The following is a 23,640-nucleotide window of genomic DNA, read 5'->3' on the forward strand; positions in this document are numbered from 1 at the left end:
TTATCGAGCATTTTGGCAACGCAGATGCCGTGCCGCAGCCGCCGGAGCGGTGCTTGAGCCGTTAGGCGGGAATTGTGCGGTATTGCCTAAAGTTTTTCGCCAGGCCTTTTTTCAAAAAGGCCGCGCTGGTTACTGGACATCCTTATAAATATCGGCCAGGTTCAGCAGAATCTCGGTTGCCTTATCCATAGACTCTACCGTGATGCCTTCGCACGGGCCATGGTAGTTAAAGCCGCCGGTGCCAAGGTTCGGGCAGGGCAGGCCCATGTAAGACAGGGTCGCGCCGTCCGTGCCGCCGCGAATGGGCGTTTCCAGCGGCTCCAGGCCAGCCTTGCGGATGGCGGCGCGGGCATTTTCCACCAGATGGAAATGCGGCTTGATCTTTTCCAGCATGCTGAAATAGCTGTCCTTCAGCTCCAGCTCCACGGTGCCTTCGCCATACTTTTCGTTCAGCAGCTTGGCAATGTGGCGCATGGTCTCCTTGCGGGCGGCAAAGCTTTCGGCACTGTGGTCACGCACAATGTAGCCCAGCTTGGCGCCGGTCACATCGCCTTCCATGCTGCACAGGTGGTAGAAACCCTCGCGGTTCTCAGTGTATTCGGGGCGGTCGTAATACGGCAGGGCGTTGTGGAACTCAATGGCAATGTTCTGCGCATTCTTCATGGCGTTCTTTGCGCTGCCCGGATGGACCGAGAAGCCGTGTACCGTGACAAAAGCAGCGGCAGCGTTAAAGTTTTCATAGCTGATTTCGCCCGCTTCGTCGCCGTCCACCGTGTAGGCATAGGCTGCGCCAAAATGCTCCACATCAAACAGGTCAGCACCCTGGCCAACCTCCTCATCGGGGGTAAAGCCCACGCAGATCTTGCCGTGGGGGCGGTTTTCTTTCTGCAGGATCTCCAGCATGGTCATAATCTCGGCCACACCGGCTTTGTCGTCCGCACCCAGCAGGGTGGTGCCATCGGTGGTGATCAGGGTTTGGCCCTTGAGCTTTGCCAGGAATGGGAACTGCCTGGTGCTGAGAACTGCGCCGGTACCGGGCAGGACAACATCGCCGCCGTCATAATTTTCATGGATCTGGGGCTTCACATTCTCGCCCGGTGCATCGGGGGAAGTATCCATATGGGCAATAAATCCAAGGCCCTTGGCAGCTTCGTGGCCGGGGGTGGCGGGCAGCGTGGCGTAAACATAGCAGTGCTCATCCACATGGGCATCCGCAAGGCCAAGGTCCTGCAGCTCCTTGACCAGCATGCGGGCCAGGTCAAACTGGCGGGCGGTGGTGGGGTGGGTATCGCTTACGGGGTCCGAGGTGGTATACACCTTAACGTAATTCAGCAAACGTTCATAAGCGCGCATAAAATCTGATTCTCCTTTATTGTATAATGGTTGCACTGGGGGTATTGTACCACAAAAAACAGCATTTTCCAAGGTCAGGCCCTTTTCAATCTGTAACTTTTATGTTAGAATTGGTTGTATATAGGGGAAGTGTTGGCTTTATGGGCATTGGAAGATGCCCGACGCTGCTGCGCCTACCACCAAAAGTTCGTCCCCTGACAGGAGGAAACCATGGCAAATACCATTTTCAAAGATAAAACCTTGTTGATCACCGGCGGCACCGGCAGCTTTGGCCACACCGTGCTCAAGCATTTTTTGACGACTGATATCGGCGAGATCCGCATTTTCAGCCGTGACGAGAAAAAGCAGGACGACATGCGCCATGAGCTGCAGGCCAACTATCCTGACTATTACAATAAAGTCAAGTTCTACATCGGCGATGTGCGCAACATCCAGAGCCTGCGCGATGTGATGCCCGGCGTCAACTTTATCTTCCATGCCGCTGCGCTCAAGCAGGTTCCTTCCTGCGAGTTTTTCCCCATGGAGGCCGTGCGCACCAACATTGAGGGCACCGACAACATGCTGCATGCCGCCATTGAAGCAGGCGTGGAGCGCGTGGTCTGCCTTTCTACCGATAAAGCCGCTTACCCCATCAATGCCATGGGCATCTCCAAGGCCATGATGGAGCATGTTATCACTGCCAACGCGCGTGTCAGCGCACAGCGCGGCGGCCCGGTCATCTGCTGCACCCGTTACGGCAACGTGATGTGCAGCCGCGGCAGCGTGATTCCGCTGTTTGTGGAGCAGATCAAGGCCGGCAACCCCATTACCATCACCGATCCCAACATGACCCGCTTTTTGATGAACCTGGATGAGGCCGTTGACCTTGTCATGTTTGCCTTTGAGCACGCCAATCCGGGCGATCTGTTCATCCAGAAATCCGATGCTTCCACCATTGGCGATCTGGCCAAAGCCGTGCAGCAGCTGTTTGGCGACACCGGCACCCGCGTGATTGGCACCCGCCACGGCGAAAAGCTGTACGAGACCCTGATGACCAAGGAAGAGCGGATGCGCAGCGAGGATATGGGCAACTATTACCGCGTTGCCGCCGACAACCGCGACTTGAACTATGACAAGTACTTCATCAAGGGCCAGGTTCACACCCAGGCCGATGAAGATTATACCAGCCACAACACCCGCCGCCTGGATGTGGAGGGCACCATCAAAAAGATCATGACCACCGAGTACATCCAGGAAGCACTGAAAGAGGCAGGCAAGGCATGAACATTCTTGTCACCGGGGCAAAGGGGTTTGTCGGGCGCAATCTGTGTGAAAACCTGAAAAATATCCGCGATGGCAAAAACCGCACCCGCCCGGCCCTGAACATTACTGATATTTTTGAGTATGACCTGGACACGGTTCCGGCGCTGCTGGATGAATACTGCGCCAAGGCAGACTTTGTATTCAACCTGGCCGGGGTCAACCGCCCCAAAGTGGAAAGCGAGTTCATGGCGGGCAATTTCGGCTTTGCCTCCACCCTGCTGGATACGCTGAAAGCCCACGGTAACACCTGCCCGGTGATGCTGTCCAGCTCCATTCAGGCCACGTTGATCGGCCGCTATGGCAAAAGCGATTACGGCAAAAGCAAGCTGGCCGGAGAAGAACTGTTCTTTGAATACAGCAAAACCACCGGCGCCCCGGTGCTGGTTTACCGCTTTCCCAACCTGTTTGGCAAATGGTGCCGCCCCAACTACAACAGCGCCGTGGCTACTTTTTGCCACAACATTGCCAACGGCCTGCCCATCACCGTCAATGACCGCGCAACTGAGCTGGAACTGCTGTACATTGACGATCTGGTAGAAGAGATGCTGGATGCGCTGGAAGCTGCGCCCCACCGCTGCAATTATGACGGCCTTACCCCGGTGCCTGCCGTGGATGGCCGTTACTGCTTTGTTCCCGTCACCCACAAAGTGACCCTTGGGGAGATTGTGGATCTGTTGGAACAGTTCCACGCCCAGCCCGCCACGCTGGTGGTGCCGGAGATCCCGGCGGGCAGCTTTGCCAAAAAGCTGTATTCCACCTATCTTTCCTACCTGCCCAAAGAGCGGATTGCCTTCCCCTTAAAAGTCAACGCAGACGAGCGCGGCAGCTTTACCGAGCTGCTGAAAACCGAAAACTGCGGCCAGTTCAGCGTGAACATTTCCAAGCCCGGCATTACCAAGGGCCAGCACTGGCACAACACCAAGTGGGAATTTTTTATTGTGGTTTCCGGCCACGGGCTGATCCAGGAGCGCAAAGTTGGCTGTGACGAAGTGATGGAGTTTGAGGTGTGGGGCGATAAGCCCACCGCCGTGCAGATGCTGCCCGGCTGCACCCACAACATCATCAACTTAAGCGATACTGAAAACCTTGTGACCCTGATGTGGGCCAACGAAGTGTTTGACCCCACCAAGCCGGACACGTTCTTTTTGAAAGTGTAACATTTTAAGCGTATATACTCAGGTAGGAGTTAGGGCAACACCGCACAATTCCCGCCTTGCGGCTTAAGCACCGCTCCGGCGGCTGCGGCACGGCATCTGCGTTGCCAAAATGCTCGATAAGACATCCAGTATTATCTGCGCTTTTGGCTTAGCATCTGCCGCACCTCGCTCGCCGTATCGGCACTTAGAATTATGCGGTATTGCCTTAGGAGTTTTGAAACCTGGGCAAGGTAAATGTCTCAGAACATTCAAAGCCGTTCCCTGCGAAACTTTTTATCGTTTGCGGAAGACAATAAAACCAGCAGTCGTTCTTCAACTCCTCACTCCTACCTCCTAACTGTATCGGGTGTTTTACAATGAACAAGCTCAAACTTATGACCATTATCGGCACGCGGCCGGAGATCATTCGGCTGTCGGCTGTGATTAAAAAGTGTGATGTGTATTTTGACCAGATTCTAGTCCACACCGGCCAGAACTATGATTATAACCTGAATCAGGTATTCTTTGAGGACCTGGGCCTGCGTGCGCCGGATTTCTATCTGGATGCCGTCGGCAAGGACCTGGGTGAAACCATCGGCAACATTATTGCTAAGTCCTACTCCCTGATGGTGGAACAGAAACCCGATGCCCTGCTGATTCTGGGCGATACCAACAGCTGCCTTTCCGCCATTGCGGCCAAGCGGCTGCACATTCCCATCTTCCACATGGAAGCCGGCAACCGCTGCTTTGACGAGTGCCTGCCTGAGGAAACCAACCGCCGCATTGTGGACCACATTTCCGATGTGAACATGTGCTATTCCGAGCATGCCCGCCGTTACCTGAATGCCGAAGGCACCGCCAAGGAACGCACCTTTGTGACCGGTTCCCCCATGGCGGAAGTGCTGCACGCCAACCTGGCCAAGATCGAAGCCAGCGATGTGCTGGAGCGCCTGGGGCTGGAGCCGCACAAATACATGCTGCTTTCCGCCCACCGCGAGGAGAACATTGATACCGAAAAGAACTTTATCGACCTGTTCACCTCCATCAATCACCTGGCCCAGACCTATGATATGCCCATTCTGTATTCCTGCCATCCGCGCAGCAAAAAGCGGCTGGACGCCATGGGCTTCCAGCTGGACGAGCGCGTAAAGCTGCATGAGCCCCTGGGCTTCCATGATTACAACCATCTGCAGATGAACGCGTTTGCCGTGGTCAGCGATTCCGGCACCCTGCCGGAGGAATCCAGCTTCTTTACCAGCGTGGGACATCCGTTCCCGGCTGTCTGCATCCGTACCTCCACCGAGCGACCCGAAGCACTGGACAAAGGCTGCTTTGTGCTGGCCGGCATCAGCGAGGGCGGCGTGGAACAGGCGGTTGCCACCGCCGTTGCCATGAACGCCAACGGCGACAACGGCATCCCCGTCCCCTACTACACTGAAGACGTTTCCACCAAGGTCGTCAAGATCATCCAGAGCTACACCGGGGTGGTTAATAAGATGGTGTGGAGAAAAAACTGAGTTTTTTTTAGTTAGGAGGTAGGAGTGAGGCGTTAGGAGTTTTTTGAGGCTGCGACAAGCTGAATGCTTTGGAACGGTCAAGATCGTTCCCTACAGAGCATTTTATAGATTACAAAAGACCTCAAGTCTAGCAGCCGTTCTTCAACTCCTAACTCCTACTTCCTAACTCCTAACTTTCGAAAGGTGTGTGCCCTTTGCCCTCTCAAAAAAAGATTCTTGTTGTTACGCAGCATTTCTGGCCGGAAAATTTCCGCATCAATGATATTGTGGAAGGTTTTTTGCAGGATGGCATTGCGGTGGATGTGCTTTGCGGGCTGCCCAATTACCCAAAAGGCGAATGGTTCCCCGGTTACAGCGCCGCCGGCCCTTTTGAAGAAGAATGGCACGGTGCCCGCCTGTACCGCTGCAAAGAGGTTCCGCGCAGGGGCAACACCTCGGTCAACATTTTTTTGAACTATGTCAGCTGGCCGTGGTACGCCGCCCATGCGTTGCACCGCCTGCCGGGCGGGTACGATGCGGTGTTCTGCTTTAACACCAGCCCGGTACTGATGTGCTGGCCCGCCATCCGCTATGCCAAAAAGCACCACATTCCCTTTACCAACTATGTGCTGGATATCTGGCCCGAAAACCTGTACAGCGTGCTGAATGTGAAAAACAAACCCCTGCGCGCGATTGCCCAGGGTGTAAGCGACGCTTTATATAAGAAGGCCGACCGACTGATTGCCATGAGTGAGCCGCTGCAGCAGCGGCTGTGCCAGCGCACCGGTATGCCGCCGCAAAAAATTGCTGTGATCCCGCAGTACTGCGAGGATTTTTACGCCGTTCCTCAGCCGGATGCCGCTTTGCAGGCGCAGTTCGGCGGGCGGTTCAACCTGGTGTTTACCGGCACTTTTACCCCCGCCCAAAGCCTGGAGACCGTCATCACGGCGGTGCAGGATGCGCGCAGCCGCGGGGCGGATATGTTGCACCTGTTGCTGGTGGGCGATGGCATGAGCCGCACCGCGCTGGAAGCCAAAGTGAAAGAGCTGCACGCCGAGGACGCCGTTACGTTTTACGGCAGTGTTCCGGCAACGGATATCCCCAAGTTCACCGCGCTGGCTGATGCTTTGATCGTCTGTCTGTCGGATTCGCCGGACTTGGGGCTGACCGTACCGGCCAAGGTTGCCAGTTATATGGCCGCCGGCAAGCCGGTCCTGGCCAGTATGGACGGTGCCGGCAATGCGGCGGTTGCCGCGGCGGGTGGATTAAGCTCCCCTGCCTGTGATGCCGCTGCCCTGGCAGACAACCTGCTGGTACTGACCCGCATGGACGCCGCCCAGCGCGCCGCCATGGGCCAGAGCGCCAAAGAATATTATCTTGCGCATTACCGCCGCAGCGAGCTGCTGCGCAAACTGGAACATTTTATTTTGGAAGGCCGCGTTTGATGCCAAACCGACCGTTCCCCTGATGTGAGGTGCCCTTTTGAATCACCCAGCCAAAATTCTTGTTATCATTCCCTGTTATAATGAGGAAGCCAACATCGTCAGCACCGTGGAACGCCTGCGTGCCACCTGCCCGCAGGTTGACTTTTTGATCATCAACGATTGTTCCACCGACCGCTCGGCTGAATTGCTGGCGGAACATGGCTACCCGTTTTTGGATCTGCCGGTCAACCTTGGCATTGGCGGCGGCGTGCAGTGCGGTTATCGCTATGCCCGCGCCAATGGTTATGATGTTGCTGTGCAGATGGACGGTGACGGCCAGCACGACCCCGCTTATCTGATGCAGGTCGTTCAGCCGGTATTGGACGGCAAGCTGGATATGTGCATCGGCAGCCGCTTTATCAAGTGCGAAGGCTTCCAGACAAGCTTTATGCGCCGGGTCGGCATCCGCTTTTTAAGCTGGCTCATCCATATTCTCTGTGGTCAGCGCATTCTGGATGTCACCAGTGGTTTCCGTGCCACAGGTCCCCAGCTAACCGCCTATTTTGCGGAGCATTATGCTTCGGATTATCCGGAGCCGGAAGCCATTCTGGCTGCCACGCTGGCCGGGTTCCGCGTAGGCGAAGCCCCAGTCGTCATGAAAGAACGTCAGGGCGGCGTTTCCAGCATTCGCAGTTTTAAAAGCGCGTATTACATGATCAAGGTTTCCCTGTCTTTGATCATTGACCGCCTTTCTATCAAGAAAATCCACCAGCCGAAAAGCAAATAAGGAGGCACAACGCCCATGACGGCACATTTCCAGTTTTTTATGATTTTGGGTGCGGCCATCCTGCTGCTGATTATTTTTGCGCTGCTGAAAAAGGGCCAAATGAGCGTAAAATACAGCCTTCTCTGGCTGGCACTGGCCGTGGTTCTTGTCATCTTTGCGGTATTCCCCTATGTTGTTTACGTCCTGCGTGATCTGCTGGATGTACAAATGCCGGTCAACCTGGTATTTATGCTCATGTTCTGCTTTGTGCTGCTGGTGCTGCTCAGTTTAAGCATCGGCGTCAGCCAGCTTGCGGATAAGTGCAAGCGCCTTACCCAGGAAAACGCTATCCTGGAAAAGCGCGTGCGGGATTTGGAGAAAAAACTCAGCGGCAAATAATCCCGCCAAAGGAGTTTGAGGATGGAACTGACAACACTGCTATTTCTTGGCTTTTTTGCGGCAGTGGCGCTTTTGAACTATACCCTGCCCCGTGTTCTGCGCCCTTACTGTCTGCTGGCTGCCAGCTACCTGTTTTACTGTTGGGGGGCCAACGACCGCCTGCTGGTACCGGTTTTGGTCGCGGCAACACTGGCCACATGGGGCTGCGGGCTGGTGATCGGCAAATGCCGGATAGGTCCCGTGCGGGTGATTTTCCTGCTTTTGGCGGTGTTCACCTGTGTGGGGCTTTTGTTCTATTACAAATACTGGAACCTGTTGGCGGCAGATATCCTGAGCGGCACGGTATTGCAGCCCCGCACGGATATGGTTACCCCGCTGGGCCTGGGCTACTTTACCCTTGCTGCGCTCAGCTACACCATTGATGTATACAAGCGCCGCTGCAAGGTTGAGCTGAACCCGCTGCATTATGCGCTGTTCGTTAGCTTTTTTCCCACCATGACCACCGGCCCAATTGAGCGGTACCCCCATTTTCGGCCACAGATCCACAAATCCCGCCGGTTCAGCTACACCCGGTGTGCGGGCGGTGCGTTCCGCATGCTGTGGGGCTACACCAAAAAGATGGTCCTGGCGGACAACATGAACCTGTACATCAAGATGGTGTACGATACCCCCGCTGAGATGAATGGCCCCAACCTGGTGGCCGCCACCCTGCTGTTCAGCCTGCGGCTCTACCTGGATTTTTCCGGCTGTTGCGATATCGCCATCGGTGCTGCCCGCATTTTGGGGTATGATCTGCTGGAAAACTTTCACAGCCCGTTCGAGGCTACCAGCTTTGCCGGGTTGTGGCAGCGCTGGCACATGAGCCTGACTGGCTGGCTGCGGGATTATATCTACATTCCTCTTGGCGGCAGCCGCTGCAATGTGGTGCGCCATATGCTGAACACGCTGATCGTGTTTGCCGTCAGCGGCCTATGGCACGGGGCTGACCTGCGCTATCTGGAATGGGGCATTGCCTGCGGCGTGATTTCAGTCATTGCCCAGCTGAGCAAAGCGCCACGCAAAGTGCTGTGGCGCTATAACCCGCTGTACCGCGAGCCTGCCGTGCAGACATTCCTCCAGCGCTGCATCACCTACCTGCTGTTCAGTTTTACAATGGTATTTTTTGCTTCTGCCATTTACAACGCTGCCCCCGGCGAGGTATTCGCCGGAATACTGCAGGGCTGGCAGGGCGGCTTTGCGGCTGGATGGGAAAGCGTTACCAATCTGGTCACCAGCAGCGGCATTGACGGCCGCCTGCCGGTGGTGTTGACCTGCGGTACCGCCATTGTGCTGGCCATGGAGCACAACGGCAACAATGTTGCCCGCTGGATCCGCAAGCAGTGCTTTGTGCTGCGTTGGACGGTCTATTATGCCGCTGCGGTATCCATCTTGTTCTTTGCCGCGTTCGGGCAGTCGGCGTTCATTTACCAGCAATTTTAACGGGGGAGGGAGAACAATTATGCCAACACAGACCCCTGCTTCCGCCCCGCGCGGCACCCAAAAGGTCAGCCGCAGTGCTGTTGCCGCCCCGGCCCGCAAGCCCACCACAAAGCAAAAAAAATCCGCTCCCTCACCGCGCAGACGCTCCAAAAAGCCAAATATCTTCGTTCGCTTTTTGCATGGTTTGGTCCGCCGGTTATACTTTGGCAGCAAAACGTTGTTCAAGTTTGCCCTGTTCATTCCCATTCTGGTTTTCATGGTCTGGTTCAGCTATACGGTAGACCGCAGCGGCCTGTTCCAGGGTGAGCTTGCCCCCCGCCGCATTGTGGACTTGATGCTGCAGGGCTATGATGTGAGCAACTTTGAGCAGATGAACGAAATTGAGCGCGAGGTTGTCCAGCTGTTTGCACAGGATGTTCCGGACACCCCGGAAGTGATCGGCATTGGCTCCAGCCGCGTATTACAGTTCACACGGGAACTTGTCGGAACCGACAGTTTTTTCAACATGGGCGTTACCGGCGCGGATGTGCGCGATAACATGACCAGCTATTATAAGATGGTCTGTTACGGCAAAGTGCCCAAGGTGCTGATTTGGAGCGTGGATCCCTGGGTGCTGTATGGGGACGAAGCCGCCTTTGACAAGCGCGCCGATGTGGAGCTGTACAACGAATTTTTGACTAAGGTTCTCGGTGTTGAAACCGACTATGAGGAAGAGGACCGCGTGGCGCTGTGGAAAGCGCTGGTGGAACCGGCTTATTTTCAGGGCAACGTAGACTATTACTTAAAGAACCGCGGCCAGAGCGTTGTGACGGATGACGATGGCAACCCCATTGACTTTAACCCGGTGGACGGCAACCCTTACGAGCAACCCACCACCATCAAGCGCTCTGACGGCAGTGTGCTGTATGACCCCGAATTCCGGGATGCCAACCCCGACCAGGTGCGCGCCCTTGCCGCCGAAGCCTGCCCCACGTTCAACAGCGTACATATGGAAGGGTTCGACTCGCTTTCCCCCAAGCAGGAAGAAGCGTTTGACAAGTTCATCCAGTATGCGCAAAACCAGGGCACCACGGTGATTTTGGCCCTCTCCCCCTGGCACCCGTACCTGTATGACTTTCTGCTGACGGAAACCGACCAGCACCAGGGCTTTTTTGAAACCGAAAACTGGATCCGCCAGTATGCGCATGACTACAATATTCCGCTGTACGGCAGTTATGACCCCACCTGCATTAAGGGGTTGGATGAGACCGACTTTTTCGATGGCCTGCACTGCAAGGGCTGCGGCATCGCCAAGTTCTTCCCCGGTGTGCCGCAGGTGTTGCAGGATGTTGAAAACAACACCCTGCCCGACCCCCTCAGCGTGACCCCGCGCACCACCCTGCCGGTGGATGGCGAGGAGAATGTTGAAAACGTCGGGTAAGCGCTTTGCTTCTTTTGGCAGGTTGTTCCCTGCTTGATTTTCGCCTTTTGCTTACGACTTATAAAACCAGCCGCCTGCTTTGTGCATTTGCACGGCAGGCGGCTGGTTTTTACGTTCGTTTATTATTAAGGGCAACACCGCAATATACCCAAATTGCGGGGCCGCTTTTTTCAAAATTCTGCCTGCATTGTTTGGCTGCCGGTTCCGCGCAGCTGCATTATTTTTCCCATGGGCTGCGGATAATTTCGCCGCTGTCCACTTTCATGCAGCGCTCCACGGTTGCCCCGGCTTTGATGGTTGCACGGGGGGCGGCATGCACACCGTCTTCCAGCACGGCGTTATGGTCCACAATGGCACCGGCATTGATGATGCACCCTGCCCCCACTTTGGTTCCTGCGCCCACAAAGGCAAATGGCAGCACCACGGTCCCTGCCCCCAGGGCTGCGCTGCTGCATACTTCTGCCGCCGGGTGTTCAAACACTGGTGTCTGGTAGCCCGCAGCCACCAGCTTTTGCAGCCATTGCAGCCGCAGCTCATTGTTGCCAAGGCCCACAAAAGCCTCGGTGCAGCGTTCCCTGATGGTGGGATCCAGGTAATCTGCCAGTTTGCCCGCAGCGTCCGGTGCCTGATCATCCAGGTACAAAATACGGGAATAGCCGCCGGCTTCCGCCAGCATTTCTCCCAGCTGTGTGCCAAAGCCCCCCTTGCCAAGCACAAGGGCTGTGTGGAACAATTTCATTGCGATACCCCTTTCCCATCCTGCCTTATGGCAGTATTTTCTGGTATGGTTATTATAGCACAAAAATCCTTATCAAAAAAGTCATACTTCACCCCGTTTTTCTCCATCAACTTTGACAAAAAGCCCTATCTTATTTTAAACACAATAGGAAGTGCGCCAAAAAAAGTTTTGGCTCTTGCTTTTTTGCGCTGCACGCTTTACACTTTAATTACAGAGATTTTCCGTACGGGTGTTTTGTGTGTTATTCTGTACACAGCCCGCCGGGGGATCCAGCCATACATTAAAGGATGGAGGGCGACTTTGTGCATTACACGAATCTTTTCGGACCATTCCCGGTCGGTTTGCGCAGCTGTGTTCTTCATGCGGTGTATTATAAGCATAATAGCCTTGTATAAGCGCAGTGTACCCGTGTACACCGCGCTCTTATTTTTTGAAGGAGGATCTGTAACATGCCGAACCGTAAAAAGGTTGCCATCATCATGGGGTCTGACAGTGACTGGCCGGTTGTAAAAAGTGCCTGCGGGGTGCTGAAAGATTTCGATGTACCGTTTGAGGCGCACATTCTTTCCGCCCACCGTACGCCGGAAGCCGCCGCTGCCTTTGCCAAATCTGCCCGCGCCAATGGTTACGGTGTTATCCTGTGCGCTGCCGGTATGGCGGCCCACCTGGCAGGTGCCTTTGCCGCCAACACCACTTTGCCGGTGGTCGGCATCCCGATGAAGGGCGGTGCCATGGACGGTCTGGATGCTCTGCTTGCTACCGTGCAGATGCCTTCCGGCTTCCCGGTTGCCACGGTTGCCCTGAACGGTGCCAAGAACGCCGCTTACCTGGCCGTTGCCATCCTGGCTGTTGCCGATGATGAGCTTGCCGCTAAGCTGGATCAGTTCCGTGCCGACACCGCCGCCGCCATTGCCAAAAAGGACGCCGCCATCGCTGCCGAAGCCGCAGCTATGTAACTTCAAATCCCGGTTTATTTGCTGTTGTTTTATTCCTTTTTATAAAAAGGATTCCATAAATCAATTCATGAAAGAATATAAAGGAGCGCATTACAATGAACGTTGAAATTAAAGAACAGATGTACGAAGGCAAAGCTAAGCAGGTATTCGCAACTTCTGACCCCGAAATCGTTATGGTTCATTACAAGGACGATGCCACCGCCGGCGACGGCGAAAAGAAGGGCACCATCCGCGATAAGGGCATTGTCAACAACAAGCTGTCCAACGCTCTGATGCAGAAGCTGGAAAAAGAAGGCATCCCCACCCATTATGTTGAGGAGCTGAACGACCGCGATACCCTGGTCAAGAAAGTTCAGATCGTTCCTCTGGAAGTCATCATCCGCAATGTTGCCGCCGGCCACTTCAGCCTGCGCATGGGCGTGCCCGAGGGCAAGGTGTTCAAGACCCCCATCCTGGAGTACAGCTACAAGAACGACGACCTGCATGACCCGTTCATCAACCATTATTACGCCTTGGCCCTTGACCTTGCCACCCAGGAAGAGCTGGACACCATTGCCAAGTATGCCTTCAAGGTCAACGAAGTGCTGAAGAAGATCATGCTGGATGCCAACATCCGCCTGATCGACTTCAAACTGGAGTTTGGCCGCCTGTCTGACGGCACCATCATTTTGGCTGACGAGATCAGCCCGGATACCTGCCGCTTCTGGGATGCCACTACCGGTGCCCACCTGGATAAAGACCTGTTCCGCCGCAGCCTTGGCGGTGAGGCCGATGCCTACCAGGAAGTTATGAAGCGCCTGCTGGGCTGATTGAACCAAGCTTAGTCCAGCCAATGTTCAGGGTGTACTGGAACCGCCGTTCGCTCTTCCGGTGCACCCTGCCATCGTTTGAAACAGGAAACGGAGAACTGAATGAAGGAGCTTTGTCCCGCCGAAGCACTGCATGAAGAATGCGGCGTGTTCGGTATTTATGATTCCACCGGCAAAACCAACATGGTCAGCGCCGTGTACAGCGCGTTGTATGCCCTGCAGCACCGCGGCCAGGAAAGCTGCGGCATTGCCCTGAACGTGGACGGTGTGCTGACCGGCTACCGTGATCTTGGCCTGGTCAGCGAGGTATTTACCCCGCGCGTGCTGGCTGACCTGCCGCAGAATGCCAAGATGGCCACCGGCCATGTGCGCTATGCCACCAGCGGCCAGCGCACCCGCGCCAACGCCCAGCCCATGGTTCTGCACCACTGCAAGGGCACTATGGCCATCTGCCACAACGGCAACCTGACCAATGCCCCCCAGCTGCGCCACAAGCTGGAAATGAACGGTTCGATCTTCCACGGCACTTCGGACACCGAGGTCATCGGCTATCTGCTGACCCAGAACCGCCTGATCAGCCCGGATATTGAAACAGCTGTCTGCCGCACGATGGAGCAGATCGTGGGTGCTTACAGCCTGGTCATTATGACCCACACCAAACTGATCGCCGCGCGCGATCCTAATGGCTTCCGCCCTCTCTGCATTGGCCAGTTGCCGGATGGCTCCGGCTGGGCTTTTGCTTCGGAATCCTGTGCGCTGGATGCTGTAGGCGCCCGCTTTGTGCGCGATGTACTGCCCGGCGAGATCGTGGTGGCAGACTACACCGGCCTGCGCACCATCCGCACCCACTGCGGCACCGCGCCGCACACGATGTGCGTGTTTGAGTACATTTATTTTGCCCGCCCCGATTCCATCATCGAGGGCACCTGCGTGCATGACGCCCGCCTGCAGGCCGGGCGCTTTCTGGCACAGGAGCATCCGGTGGAAGCCGATGTCGTCATCGGTGCGCCGGATTCCGGCCTGGATGCCGCCCTTGGCTATGCGCAGGAAAGCGGTATTCCCTATGGCGTGGGCTTTATTAAAAACAAATATGTGGGCCGCACCTTCATCCAGGGCTCCCAGGCCCAGCGTGAAAGCAGTGTGCGCATCAAATTGAACGCAATTTCCTCCACCGTTGCGGGCAAGCGCGTTGTGCTTGTGGATGACTCCATCGTGCGCGGCACCACCAGCGCCCGCACCATCAAGCTGCTGCGCGACGCCGGTGCCAAGGAAGTACACTACTGCATTTCGGCCCCGCCGTTTGCCCACCCCTGCTATTTCGGCACCGACATCCCGGACGAAAAAGACCTGATTGCCACCGGCCATACGGTGGAGGAGATCCGCCAGATCGTGGGGGCCGATTCCCTGGGCTACCTGAGCATTGAACATGTGACCCAGCTGGCCATCCACAGCAAGTGCGGGTTCTGCACCGGCTGCTTTACCGGCCATTACCCGGTGCCCGCCCCCAACGAGACGATGGACATTGTATACGATAAACCCCTGAGCCAGTCCCAGACCAAAAAACGCCTGTAAGCTGATAAGGAGAGAAACATAATGGAAAAAAGCTATTCTGCAAGTTACGCTGCCGCTGGTGTGGATATTACCGCCGGTTACAAGGCAGTTGACCTGATGAAGCAGCACGTTGCCCGCACCATGAACGAGCACTGCATTGGCGGCCTGGGCGGCTTTGGCGGCCTGTTTGAGCTGGACTGCACCGATATGCCCCACCCCGTGCTGATTTCCGGCACGGACGGCGTTGGTACCAAGCTGCGCATTGCCCAGTACATGAACAAACATGACACCGTTGGCATTGATTGCGTTGCCATGTGCGTGAACGATGTCATCTGCGCCGGTGCCAAGCCGCTGGTGTTTCTGGATTACATCGCCTGCGGCAAAAACGTGCCGGAGCGCATTGCCGAGCTGGTTGCCGGTGTAGCCGAAGGCTGCGTGCAGGCTGGCTGTGCCCTGGTTGGCGGTGAGACCGCCGAGATGCCCGGTTTTTACCCGGAGGACGAGTACGACCTGGCCGGCTTTACCGTTGGCGCTGTGGACAAGAGCAAGATCCTGGACAATTCCACCATGCAGCCCGGCGATGTGATCATCGCCCTGCCTTCCACCGGCGTACACTCCAACGGGTTCTCCCTGGTGCGCAAGATCTTTGACCTGGAGAACAACCCCGATGTGCTGAAAAAGACCTTTGACGGCATGGACAAGACCCTGGGCGAAGCCCTGCTGGCCCCCACCAAGATTTATGTCAAGCCTGTGCTGGCCGTGATGAAGGAAGTTACCGTCAAGGGCGTTTCCCACATTACCGGCGGCGGCTTTTACGAGAACATTCCCCGCAGCCTGAAAGCCGGCTGCTGCGCTGTGATCAAGAAGAGCGATGTGCGCACCCCCGTGCTGTTTGATGTGCTGGCTAAAGAGGGCAACATTCCGGAGCGCGATATGTTCAACACCTTCAACATGGGCGTTGGTATGATTTTGACCGTGGCTGCCGAGGATGCCGACAAGGCCATTGAGATCCTGAAAGCCAACGGCGAGGATGCTTACCGCCTTGGTGTGATTGGCGAAGGCAGCGGGGTGCAGCTGGTATGATGAAGATTGCTGTGCTGGTTTCCGGCGGCGGCACCAACCTGCAGGCCATCCTGGAAAGCGAACGCCGCGGGGAGAACCCCAACGGTAAGGTTACCCTGGTGGTTGCCAGCAAACCTGGTGCGTATGCGTTGGAACGCGCTGCAAACTTCGGCGTGGAAACCGCCGTGGTGCGCCGCAAGGATTACGCCACCAGCGAGGAGTTTGACACTGCCCTGCTGCGTGTGCTGAAAGACCATGGCATTGAGCTGGTGGTTCTGGCAGGATTTTTGAGCGTGCTGGGCCCCAGCGTGATTGCCGCTTACCCCAACCGCATCCTGAACATCCACCCCAGCCTGATTCCCAGCTTTTGCGGCCCCGGCTACTATGGCCTGAAAGTGCATGAGGAAGCGCTGAAGCGCGGCGTGAAAGTGACCGGCGCTACCGTCCACTTTGTCAACGAAGTGTGTGACGGCGGGCCCATCCTGCTGCAAAAAGCCGTGGAAGTGCAGCCCGGTGATACCCCCGAAGTGCTGCAGAAGCGCGTGATGGTGGAAGCCGAATGGAAGTTGCTGCCCCAGGCCATTGCCATGGTGTGCAATGGCGAAGCCTGACCGAACAAGGAGGATTCCCGCATGAAAAAGAATCTTTATACTTATCTGGCCGGTAACGAATATCCCGGCCGCGGCATCTGCATCGGCCGTTCGCCGGACGGCACCAAGGCCATGATTGCTTACTGGATCATGGGCCGCAGCGCCAACAGCCGCAACCGCGTGTTTGACGCCATCCCCGGCGGCATCCGCACGGTAGCCGCAGACCCCGCCAAGCTGGAAGATCCCCACCTGATCATCTATAACCCGGTTCTGACCCTGAACGATACCACCATTGTGACCAACGGTGACCAGACGGATACCATTTACCGCTACATGCGGGATAACCTGTTCCCCGGTTACGGCTTTGAAGCAGCCCTTGCCACCCGCACTTTTGAGGACGATGCCCCCAACTTTACCCCCCGCATTTCCGGCGTTGTGGATATGCGTTGCGGCGGCTACAAGCTGAGCATCCTGAAAAGCTGCGATGGCAACCCCGCCAGCGTGCAGCGCCAGACCTTTGACTATCCGCAGCCCGTTGCAGGCGAAGGCCAGCTGATTACCACCTACCAGAAAAACGGCTCCCCCATCCCCAGCTTTGCCGGTGAGCCGCTGCGCGTGACACTGGACCAGAACGATGCCGACGAATTTGCCGGAAAGTTGTGGGAAGCCCTAAACGAAGATAATAAGGTCAGCCTGTTTGTGCGTGCCATCACGCTGGAAACCGGCGATTATGAAGATGTGATCCTGAACAAATACAACACGGTGGAGGGCTGAACTTATGAACGAATTCCAGCTGAAATACGGCACCAACCCCAACCAGAAGCCTGCCCGCATTTTTATGGCAGACGGTTCTGATCTTCCCGTTACCATTTTGAATGGCAAGCCGGGCTACATCAACTTTCTGGATGCGTTCAACAGCTACCAGCTGGTGCGCGACCTGAAAAAAGCCCTGGGCCAGCCTGCTGCTGCCAGCTTTAAGCATGTTTCCCCCGCCGGTGCCGCCATTGGCCTGCCACTGGACGAAACGCTGAGAAAGATGTATCATATTAGTGCAGAGGCTGAGCTTTCTCCCCTGGCCTGCGCTTATGCCCGCGCCCGCGGTGCGGACCGCATGTCCAGCTTTGGTGACTGGATCGCCCTGTCTGATGTGTGCGACCTTGCCACCGCAAAGCTGATCCAGCACGAAGTTTCGGACGGCATCATTGCCCCCGGCTATGACGCCGACGCCCTGGAAGTGCTGAAATCCAAAAAGAAAGGCAACTACAACATCGTTGCCATTGATCCGGATTATATCCCTGCTCCGCTGGAGCGCCGCACCGTATTCGGTGTCACCTTTGAGCAGGGCCGCCAGGATCTGGAGATCAGCGTGGATACCATGCTGCAAAACTTTGTAACCGAGAACAAGACGGTGACCGATGCCCAGAAGCGCGATCTGATCATGAGCCTGATCGTGCTGAAATACACCCAGTCCAACTCCGTCTGCTATGTGCAGGACGGCCAGACCATCGGTGTGGGCGCAGGCCAGCAAAGCCGCATCCACTGCACCCGCCTGGCAGGCCAGAAAGCCGACAACTGGCAGCTGCGCCATATGCCCAAGGTTCTGGACCTGCCGTTCCGCGAGGATATCTCCAAGCCCAACCGCGATAACGCGATTGATGTTTACATCGGCGATACCCCGGAGGATGTGATTGGGGATGACGTTTGGGCCGAAACCTTTACTGTGCAGCCTGCCCCGTTGACTGCCGAGGAAAAGAAAGCCTGGCTGAGCAAGGTAACGAATGTTGCCCTGGGCAGTGATGCATTCTTCCCCTTTGGGGACAACATTGAGCGCGCCCGCCGCAGCGGTGTGACCGCCATTGTGCAGCCGGGTGGCTCCATCCGCGATGATCAGGTTATTGCCACCTGCAACAAGTACGGCATTGCCATGGCGTTCTGTGGTATCCGGCTGTTCCACCACTAAGCAAAAACGAAGTTTTTGCTAAATAATAAATAATAAAGAATAATTAAGAATGAAGGTGTGCCGCAAGCGGCACGGTTTTGGATATTAGAGTTCTAATATTTTTTAAGCGGTGCGCAGCAACGCGGTCCACCTTCATTATTCTTTATTCATTATTCTTTTTTCATTTCAAGCTAAGGAGTTTGCCATGAAAATTCTGGTTGTTGGCGGCGGCGGGCGTGAACACGCCATTATCCGCGCGCTGAAAAAAAGCCCCGACTGCGGCGATATCTGGTGTGCCCCTGGCAACGGCGGCATTGGTTACGATGCCACCTGCAAAAACATCCCTGCAACGGATGTAGACGCCATGGTCGCCTTTGCCAAGGCAGAAGCCTTTGATTATGTTGTTGTTGCACAGGACGATCCCCTTGCCCTTGGCATGGTGGATGCTTTGGCCAAGGTGGGCATCCCTGCTTTTGGCCCGGATGCCGCTGCCGCCCGCATTGAAGCCAGCAAGGTGTTCAGCAAGGACCTGATGAAAAAATACGGCATTCCCACCGCCGGCTATGAAACCTTTGACGACCCCGCCAAGGTGATGGATTACATCCGCAGCAAGGGCAAGTACCCGGTTGTTATCAAGGCGGATGGCCTGGCACTGGGCAAAGGCGTGCTGATCTGCCAGAATGAGCAGGAAGCCGCCGATGGCGTAAAGGAAATCATGCTGGACAAAAAGTTCGGCGCTTCCGGCAACCATGTTGTGGTGGAAGAATTTTTGACCGGGCCGGAAGTCAGCGTGCTGTCCTTCTGTGATGGCAAAACCGTCAAGCCGATGGTTTCCAGCATGGACCACAAGCGCGCTTTGGACCATGACGAGGGCCTGAACACCGGCGGCATGGGCACCGTTGCCCCCAACCCCTGCTACACCCCCGCCATTGCCGCCGAGTGCATGGAGAAGATTTTCCTGCCTACGGTTGCCGCCATGCAGGCAGAGGGTTGTCCCTTTAAGGGTTGCCTGTACTTTGGCCTGATGCTGACCCCGGACGGCCCCAAGGTGATTGAATACAACTGCCGCTTTGGCGACCCCGAAACCCAGGTAGTACTGCCCCTGCTGGAAAGCGACCTGCTGACCGTGATGCAGGCCTGCACCAACGGCACGCTGGACAAGACCGAGGTCAAGTTCAGCGATGGCGCTGCCGCCTGTGTGGTGCTGGCTTCCGGCGGATACCCCGTTGCCTATGAAAAGGGCAAGGAGATCACCGGCCTGGAGAATGGCCAGGTGCCCGGTGCTGCCGATGTGACCGTGTACCATGCCGGTACCGCCATCAAGGATGGCAAGCTGGTTACCAACGGCGGCCGCGTGCTGGGTGTAACGGCAACCGCCGCCACCCTGCCCGAAGCCCTGAAAAAGGCTTACGCCGCTGCTGACTGCATCCATTTTGACAAACTGCACCGCCGCAGTGATATTGGTGCCCGTGCCCTTGCGGCAATGAAAGCACAGGAGGGTTAAACAAGAATGGTTTACCGCATTTATGTAGAAAAAAAGCCCGGCTTTGACGGCGAAGCCCAGGGCCTGAAGCATGAACTGGTTGAGCTGGTTGGCATTAAGGGCCTGAAAGCTCTGCGCCTGTTGAACCGCTATGATGTGGAAGGCATTGACCGCGACCTGTTTGAGAAAGCCATCCCCACCGTGTTCAGCGAACCGCCAGTCGATGTGACCTATACCGAGCTACCCACCGCCAAGACGGTGTTTGCTGTGGAGTATCTGCCCGGCCAGTTTGACCAGCGTGCAGATTCTGCTTCCGAGTGTATCCAGCTGCTGAGCCAGGGCGAGCGTCCGTCTGTACGCAGTGCCCGCATCTACCTGCTGGACGGCGAGCTGAGCGCAGAGGATCTGGAAGCCATCAAGAAGTACGTCATCAACCCGGTGGAAGCCCGCGAGGCCAGCCTGGACACCCGCGATACCCTGAAAATGGAATTTGCCGTGCCCACCGCTGTGGAAACCCTGAACGGCTTCTGCGCTTTGGATGACGCTGCGTTGGAGAATTTCCGCAATGAAAAGGGCCTGGCCATGGACCACGCCGACATTGTGTTCTGCCAGAACTACTTCAAATCTGAACAGCGCGACCCGACCATTACCGAAATCCGCCTGATCGATACCTACTGGTCTGACCACTGCCGTCACACCACCTTCGGCACCATCCTGAACGATGTCAAGATTGACGACGAAGTTGTGCAGGCTGCATTTGACCGTTACATGGCCCTGCGTGCCGAGACCGGCCGCGATAAAAAGAACCGCACCCTGATGGACCTGGCCACCATCGGCGCCAAGGCCCTGAAACAGCGCGGCATCCTGCAGAACCTGGACGAGAGCGAAGAGATCAATGCCTGCACCGTCAAAATCAAGTGCGATGTGGACGGCGAATTGCAGGATTGGCTGTTCCTCTTCAAGAACGAGACCCACAACCACCCCACCGAGATTGAGCCGTTCGGCGGCGCTGCTACCTGCATCGGCGGTGCCATCCGTGACCCGCTGTCCGGCCGCAGCTATGTTTACCAGGCCATGCGCGTGACCGGCGCAGGCGACCCGCTCAAGCCGGTTGCCGAAACCATGCCCGGCAAGCTGCCCCAGCGCAAGCTGGTTACCACTGCTGCTGCCGGTTATTCCAGCTATGGCAACCAGATTGGCCTTGCCACCGGCCAGGTTGCTGAACTGTACCACCCCGGCTATGTGGCAAAGCGTATGGAGATCGGCGCTGTTGTGGGTGCTACCCCGGCCAGCCATGTCCGCCGCGAAGAGCCCCAGCCCGGCGATGTGATCATCCTGCTGGGCGGCCGCACCGGCCGTGACGGCATTGGCGGCGCTACCGGCTCCAGCAAGGCCCACAAGCTGACCAGCCTGGAAACCTGCGGTGCCGAGGTGCAGAAGGGCAACGCCCCCATTGAGCGTAAGCTGCAGCGCCTGTTCCGCCGCGAGGACGCCTGCTGCATGATCAAGCGCTGCAACGACTTTGGCGCAGGCGGCGTTTCCGTTGCCATCGGCGAGCTGGCCGACGGCCTGAACATTGACCTGAACAAAGTTACCAAGAAGTACGAGGGCCTGGACGGCACCGAGCTGGCTATCAGCGAAAGCCAGGAGCGCATGGCTGTTGCCGTTGCCGCTGAGGATGCCGAAAAGTTCATTGCCCTTGCCAATGAGGAAAACCTGGAAGCCACCGTGGTTGCTACCGTTACCGAGGAAAAGCGGATGCGCGAGAACTGGAACGGCGTTGCCATCGTGGACCTTTCCCGCGAGTTCCTGAACTCCAACGGTGCCGAGCGCCATGCCGATGTGCATGTTCTGCCCGGCACGGTATGGCAGCCCCAGTGGGCCGGTTCCACCTTTGCCGAAAAGCTGGAAAACCTGGTTGGCGACCTGAACGTTTGCAGCCAGAAAGGCCTGGGCGAGCGGTTTGACTCCACCATCGGCGCTTCCACCGTGCTGATGCCTTACGGCGGTAAATACCAGCTGACCCCCACCATGGCCATGGCTGCCAAACTGCCGGTGGATGGCGAAACCACCACCTGCTCCGGCATGGCCTGGGGCTTTAACCCCTATCTGACTGAAGCGGACCCCTACCGCGGCGCTTACATGGCCGTTGTGGAAAGCGTGACCAAACTGGTTTGCGCCGGTTTCCGCCACAAGGATATGTACCTGACTTTCCAGGAATATTTTGAGCACCTGAACACTGCCCCCGAACGCTGGGGCAAGCCGCTGGCCGCCCTGCTTGGCGCGCTGGATGCCCAGATGGGCCTTGGCATTGCTTCCATCGGCGGCAAGGACAGTATGTCCGGCAGCTTTGAAGGCCTGGATGTTCCCCCCACGCTGGTCAGCTTTGCCACCGCCATTGGCAACACCGCCAACGTCATGAGCCCTGAGTTCAAGAAAGCCAACAGCTCTGTTGTCATCCTGAAGCCGCAGTACAAGGACGGCATGCCGGAGATCGGCAGTCTGCTTTCCATCTACAAGATCGTGGAGCAGATGATCGACGAAGGCAAGGTGCTGGCCGCAGCAACGCCGGGTTACGGCGGCGTTGCCGAAGCACTGTTCAAGATGTGCGTCGGCAACCACGTGGGCCTGTCCCTGAGCCGCGATATCAACCTGGACGACCTGTTCAAGCCCTGCTATGGCGCAGTTATTCTGGAGCTTCTGGATGCTTCTGCCGGTGAATTTCTCGGTTCCACCACCGTGGATTACGTCATCAACTCCAACGGCGAAAACATCGACCTGCAGCACCTGCAGGATGTATGGGAAGCAAAGCTGCAGCCTGTCTTCCCCTACCTCAAGGCTGGCGAGGAAGTTAAATCCCTGGAATACAAGGTCAACTGCTTCCAGCGCGTTGCCCCGGCTGTGCGCCTGGCCACCCCGCGCGTTATCATCCCTGTGTTCCCCGGCACCAACTGCGAATACGACACTGCACGCGCATTCCGCCGCGCCGGTGGCGACCCGCACATTCTGGTGTTGAAGAACCTGACCCCCGCCGACGTTGCCGCCAGCTGCGAAGCCCTGGTGAAAGAGCTTGACCAGAGCCAGATTCTGATGCTGCCGGGCGGTTTTTCCGGCGGCGATGAGCCGGACGGCTCCGCCAAGTTCATTGCGGCGTTCTTCCGCAACCCCGCTGTGGCCGATGCCGTCAACCGTCTGCTGAACCAGCGTGACGGCCTGGCACTTGGCATCTGCAACGGCTTCCAGGCATTGATTAAGCTGGGCCTTGTGCCTTATGGCGAGATCCGCCCGATTACCGAGAACGACCCGACCCTGACCTTTAACACCATCCACCGCCACCAGAGCATGCTGGTGCGTACCCGCGTAGCTTCCAACAAGAGCCCCTGGCTGAGCGAATGCAATGTGGATGATGAACACCTGATCGCCATCAGCCACGGCGAAGGCCGTTTTGTCTGCAATGACGGCCTGCTGCAGCAGCTGATCAACAACGGCCAGGTTGCCACCCAGTATGTTGACCTGAACTGCGTGCCCACCATGGATATGCGCTACAACCCCAACGGGTCTGTGCTGGCCATTGAGGGCATTACCAGCCCGGACGGCCGCGTGTTCGGCAAGATGGGCCATTCTGAGCGCAGCGGCGACAGCCTGTACAAAAACGTTACCGGCGACAAGTACCAGCCGATTTTTGAAGGCGGCGTGAACTACTTCAAACTGTAAGACATGCTGTAAGAAAGGAAAC

General features: G+C 56.7%; 19 protein-coding genes. 17 read left to right on the forward strand and 2 right to left on the reverse strand.

The window, feature by feature from the left end:
- Window positions 1-129: 129 nt before the first annotated feature.
- Window positions 130-1,353, reverse strand: a complete 1,224-nt coding sequence (gene pepT, locus C4885_RS07405) for a peptidase T (protein ID WP_113999732.1) — start codon at window positions 1,351-1,353, stop codon at window positions 130-132.
- Between the two features lie 210 nt (window positions 1,354-1,563).
- Here pepT and C4885_RS07410 point away from each other — a divergent pair, with 210 nt between their 5' ends.
- The 8 genes from C4885_RS07410 (at window position 1,564) to C4885_RS07445 (ending at window position 10,775) form a co-directional block, all read left to right on the forward strand.
- Complete coding sequence (locus tag C4885_RS07410) at window positions 1,564-2,616, forward strand: polysaccharide biosynthesis protein (protein ID WP_113999733.1); 1,053 nt, start codon at window positions 1,564-1,566, stop codon at window positions 2,614-2,616.
- Window positions 2,613-3,812, forward strand: a complete 1,200-nt coding sequence (locus C4885_RS07415) for a capsular polysaccharide biosynthesis protein CapF (protein WP_113999734.1) — start codon at window positions 2,613-2,615, stop codon at window positions 3,810-3,812. Before C4885_RS07410 ends, C4885_RS07415 begins: the two co-directional genes overlap by 4 nt.
- Window positions 3,813-4,168: 356 nt before the next feature.
- Window positions 4,169-5,308 (forward strand): non-hydrolyzing UDP-N-acetylglucosamine 2-epimerase, encoded by a 1,140-nt coding sequence (wecB, locus tag C4885_RS07420; RefSeq protein WP_113999735.1) that lies wholly within the window; start codon window positions 4,169-4,171, stop codon window positions 5,306-5,308.
- A gap of 194 nt (window positions 5,309-5,502) precedes the next feature.
- Window positions 5,503-6,732, forward strand: coding sequence for a glycosyltransferase family 4 protein (locus C4885_RS07425; protein ID WP_113999736.1), 1,230 nt, complete (start codon window positions 5,503-5,505; stop codon window positions 6,730-6,732).
- 37 nt (window positions 6,733-6,769) lie between these two features.
- The gene (locus C4885_RS07430; RefSeq protein WP_113999737.1) at window positions 6,770-7,498 is read left to right on the forward strand and encodes a glycosyltransferase family 2 protein; all 729 of its coding nucleotides are present in this window, start codon (window positions 6,770-6,772) and stop codon (window positions 7,496-7,498) included.
- A gap of 15 nt (window positions 7,499-7,513) precedes the next feature.
- A complete protein-coding gene (locus C4885_RS07435) occupies window positions 7,514-7,876 on the forward strand; it encodes a DUF2304 domain-containing protein (protein ID WP_113999738.1) in 363 nt (120 codons plus the stop codon).
- 21 nt (window positions 7,877-7,897) lie between these two features.
- Window positions 7,898-9,355: an MBOAT family protein gene (locus C4885_RS07440; RefSeq protein ID WP_113999739.1), complete on the forward strand. Its 1,458-nt coding sequence runs from the start codon at window positions 7,898-7,900 to the stop codon at window positions 9,353-9,355.
- Window positions 9,356-9,374: 19 nt separating this feature from the next.
- Window positions 9,375-10,775, forward strand: coding sequence for a hypothetical protein (locus C4885_RS07445; RefSeq protein ID WP_113999740.1), 1,401 nt, complete (start codon window positions 9,375-9,377; stop codon window positions 10,773-10,775).
- 217 nt (window positions 10,776-10,992) lie between these two features.
- Here the strand turns inward: C4885_RS07445 and C4885_RS07450 are convergent, their stop codons facing one another.
- Window positions 10,993-11,514, reverse strand: coding sequence for a hypothetical protein (locus C4885_RS07450; RefSeq protein WP_113999741.1), 522 nt, complete (start codon window positions 11,512-11,514; stop codon window positions 10,993-10,995).
- Between the two features lie 449 nt (window positions 11,515-11,963).
- Here C4885_RS07450 and purE point away from each other — a divergent pair, with 449 nt between their 5' ends.
- From purE to C4885_RS07495, 9 genes are all read left to right on the forward strand, one after another.
- A complete protein-coding gene (purE, locus tag C4885_RS07455) occupies window positions 11,964-12,470 on the forward strand; it encodes a 5-(carboxyamino)imidazole ribonucleotide mutase (protein WP_113999742.1) in 507 nt (168 codons plus the stop codon).
- Window positions 12,471-12,565: 95 nt separating this feature from the next.
- Window positions 12,566-13,279, forward strand: coding sequence for a phosphoribosylaminoimidazolesuccinocarboxamide synthase (purC, locus tag C4885_RS07460; protein ID WP_113999743.1), 714 nt, complete (start codon window positions 12,566-12,568; stop codon window positions 13,277-13,279).
- A gap of 102 nt (window positions 13,280-13,381) precedes the next feature.
- Entirely contained in the window at window positions 13,382-14,851 is a 1,470-nt protein-coding gene (purF, locus tag C4885_RS07465; protein WP_113999744.1) for an amidophosphoribosyltransferase, read from the forward strand.
- Between the two features lie 21 nt (window positions 14,852-14,872).
- Window positions 14,873-15,913: a phosphoribosylformylglycinamidine cyclo-ligase gene (gene purM, locus C4885_RS07470; RefSeq protein WP_113999745.1), complete on the forward strand. Its 1,041-nt coding sequence runs from the start codon at window positions 14,873-14,875 to the stop codon at window positions 15,911-15,913.
- Window positions 15,910-16,503 carry a phosphoribosylglycinamide formyltransferase gene (gene purN / locus C4885_RS07475; RefSeq protein WP_113999746.1) on the forward strand — a complete coding sequence of 198 codons (594 nt, stop codon included), beginning with the start codon at window positions 15,910-15,912 and terminating at the stop codon, window positions 16,501-16,503. Before purM ends, purN begins: the two co-directional genes overlap by 4 nt.
- Before the next feature lie 21 nt (window positions 16,504-16,524).
- The gene (locus C4885_RS07480; protein ID WP_113999747.1) at window positions 16,525-17,256 is read left to right on the forward strand and encodes an IMP cyclohydrolase; all 732 of its coding nucleotides are present in this window, start codon (window positions 16,525-16,527) and stop codon (window positions 17,254-17,256) included.
- A gap of 4 nt (window positions 17,257-17,260) precedes the next feature.
- On the forward strand, window positions 17,261-18,442 hold the full coding sequence (locus tag C4885_RS07485; protein WP_113999748.1) for a phosphoribosylaminoimidazolecarboxamide formyltransferase: 1,182 nt from the start codon (window positions 17,261-17,263) through the stop codon (window positions 18,440-18,442).
- A 184-nt stretch (window positions 18,443-18,626) separates the two neighbouring features.
- Window positions 18,627-19,925 carry a phosphoribosylamine--glycine ligase gene (gene purD, locus C4885_RS07490; protein ID WP_113999749.1) on the forward strand — a complete coding sequence of 433 codons (1,299 nt, stop codon included), beginning with the start codon at window positions 18,627-18,629 and terminating at the stop codon, window positions 19,923-19,925.
- 6 nt (window positions 19,926-19,931) lie between these two features.
- Window positions 19,932-23,618 carry a phosphoribosylformylglycinamidine synthase gene (locus C4885_RS07495; protein ID WP_113999750.1) on the forward strand — a complete coding sequence of 1,229 codons (3,687 nt, stop codon included), beginning with the start codon at window positions 19,932-19,934 and terminating at the stop codon, window positions 23,616-23,618.
- Window positions 23,619-23,640: the final 22 nt, after the last annotated feature.

Origin of the sequence: Subdoligranulum sp. APC924/74, assembly GCF_003324125.1 — a bacterium.
Lineage (GTDB): Bacteria > Bacillota > Clostridia > Oscillospirales > Ruminococcaceae > Gemmiger > Gemmiger qucibialis.

Coding starts and splice junctions, on each gene's coding strand:
- C4885_RS07445 (WP_113999740.1), top strand. CDS start 9,375: ATGCCAACACAGACCCCTGCTTCCGCCCCGCGCGGCACCCAAAAGGTC.
- purC (WP_113999743.1), top strand. CDS start 12,566: ATGAACGTTGAAATTAAAGAACAGATGTACGAAGGCAAAGCTAAGCAG.
- C4885_RS07415 (WP_113999734.1), top strand. CDS start 2,613: ATGAACATTCTTGTCACCGGGGCAAAGGGGTTTGTCGGGCGCAATCTG.
- C4885_RS07480 (WP_113999747.1), top strand. CDS start 16,525: ATGAAAAAGAATCTTTATACTTATCTGGCCGGTAACGAATATCCCGGC.
- purF (WP_113999744.1), top strand. CDS start 13,382: ATGAAGGAGCTTTGTCCCGCCGAAGCACTGCATGAAGAATGCGGCGTG.
- C4885_RS07495 (WP_113999750.1), top strand. CDS start 19,932: ATGGTTTACCGCATTTATGTAGAAAAAAAGCCCGGCTTTGACGGCGAA.
- purE (WP_113999742.1), top strand. CDS start 11,964: ATGCCGAACCGTAAAAAGGTTGCCATCATCATGGGGTCTGACAGTGAC.
- purM (WP_113999745.1), top strand. CDS start 14,873: ATGGAAAAAAGCTATTCTGCAAGTTACGCTGCCGCTGGTGTGGATATT.
- wecB (WP_113999735.1), top strand. CDS start 4,169: ATGAACAAGCTCAAACTTATGACCATTATCGGCACGCGGCCGGAGATC.
- C4885_RS07450 (WP_113999741.1), bottom strand. CDS start 11,514: ATGAAATTGTTCCACACAGCCCTTGTGCTTGGCAAGGGGGGCTTTGGC.
- C4885_RS07435 (WP_113999738.1), top strand. CDS start 7,514: ATGACGGCACATTTCCAGTTTTTTATGATTTTGGGTGCGGCCATCCTG.
- purD (WP_113999749.1), top strand. CDS start 18,627: ATGAAAATTCTGGTTGTTGGCGGCGGCGGGCGTGAACACGCCATTATC.
- C4885_RS07440 (WP_113999739.1), top strand. CDS start 7,898: ATGGAACTGACAACACTGCTATTTCTTGGCTTTTTTGCGGCAGTGGCG.
- C4885_RS07485 (WP_113999748.1), top strand. CDS start 17,261: ATGAACGAATTCCAGCTGAAATACGGCACCAACCCCAACCAGAAGCCT.
- pepT (WP_113999732.1), bottom strand. CDS start 1,353: ATGCGCGCTTATGAACGTTTGCTGAATTACGTTAAGGTGTATACCACC.
- C4885_RS07410 (WP_113999733.1), top strand. CDS start 1,564: ATGGCAAATACCATTTTCAAAGATAAAACCTTGTTGATCACCGGCGGC.
- purN (WP_113999746.1), top strand. CDS start 15,910: ATGATGAAGATTGCTGTGCTGGTTTCCGGCGGCGGCACCAACCTGCAG.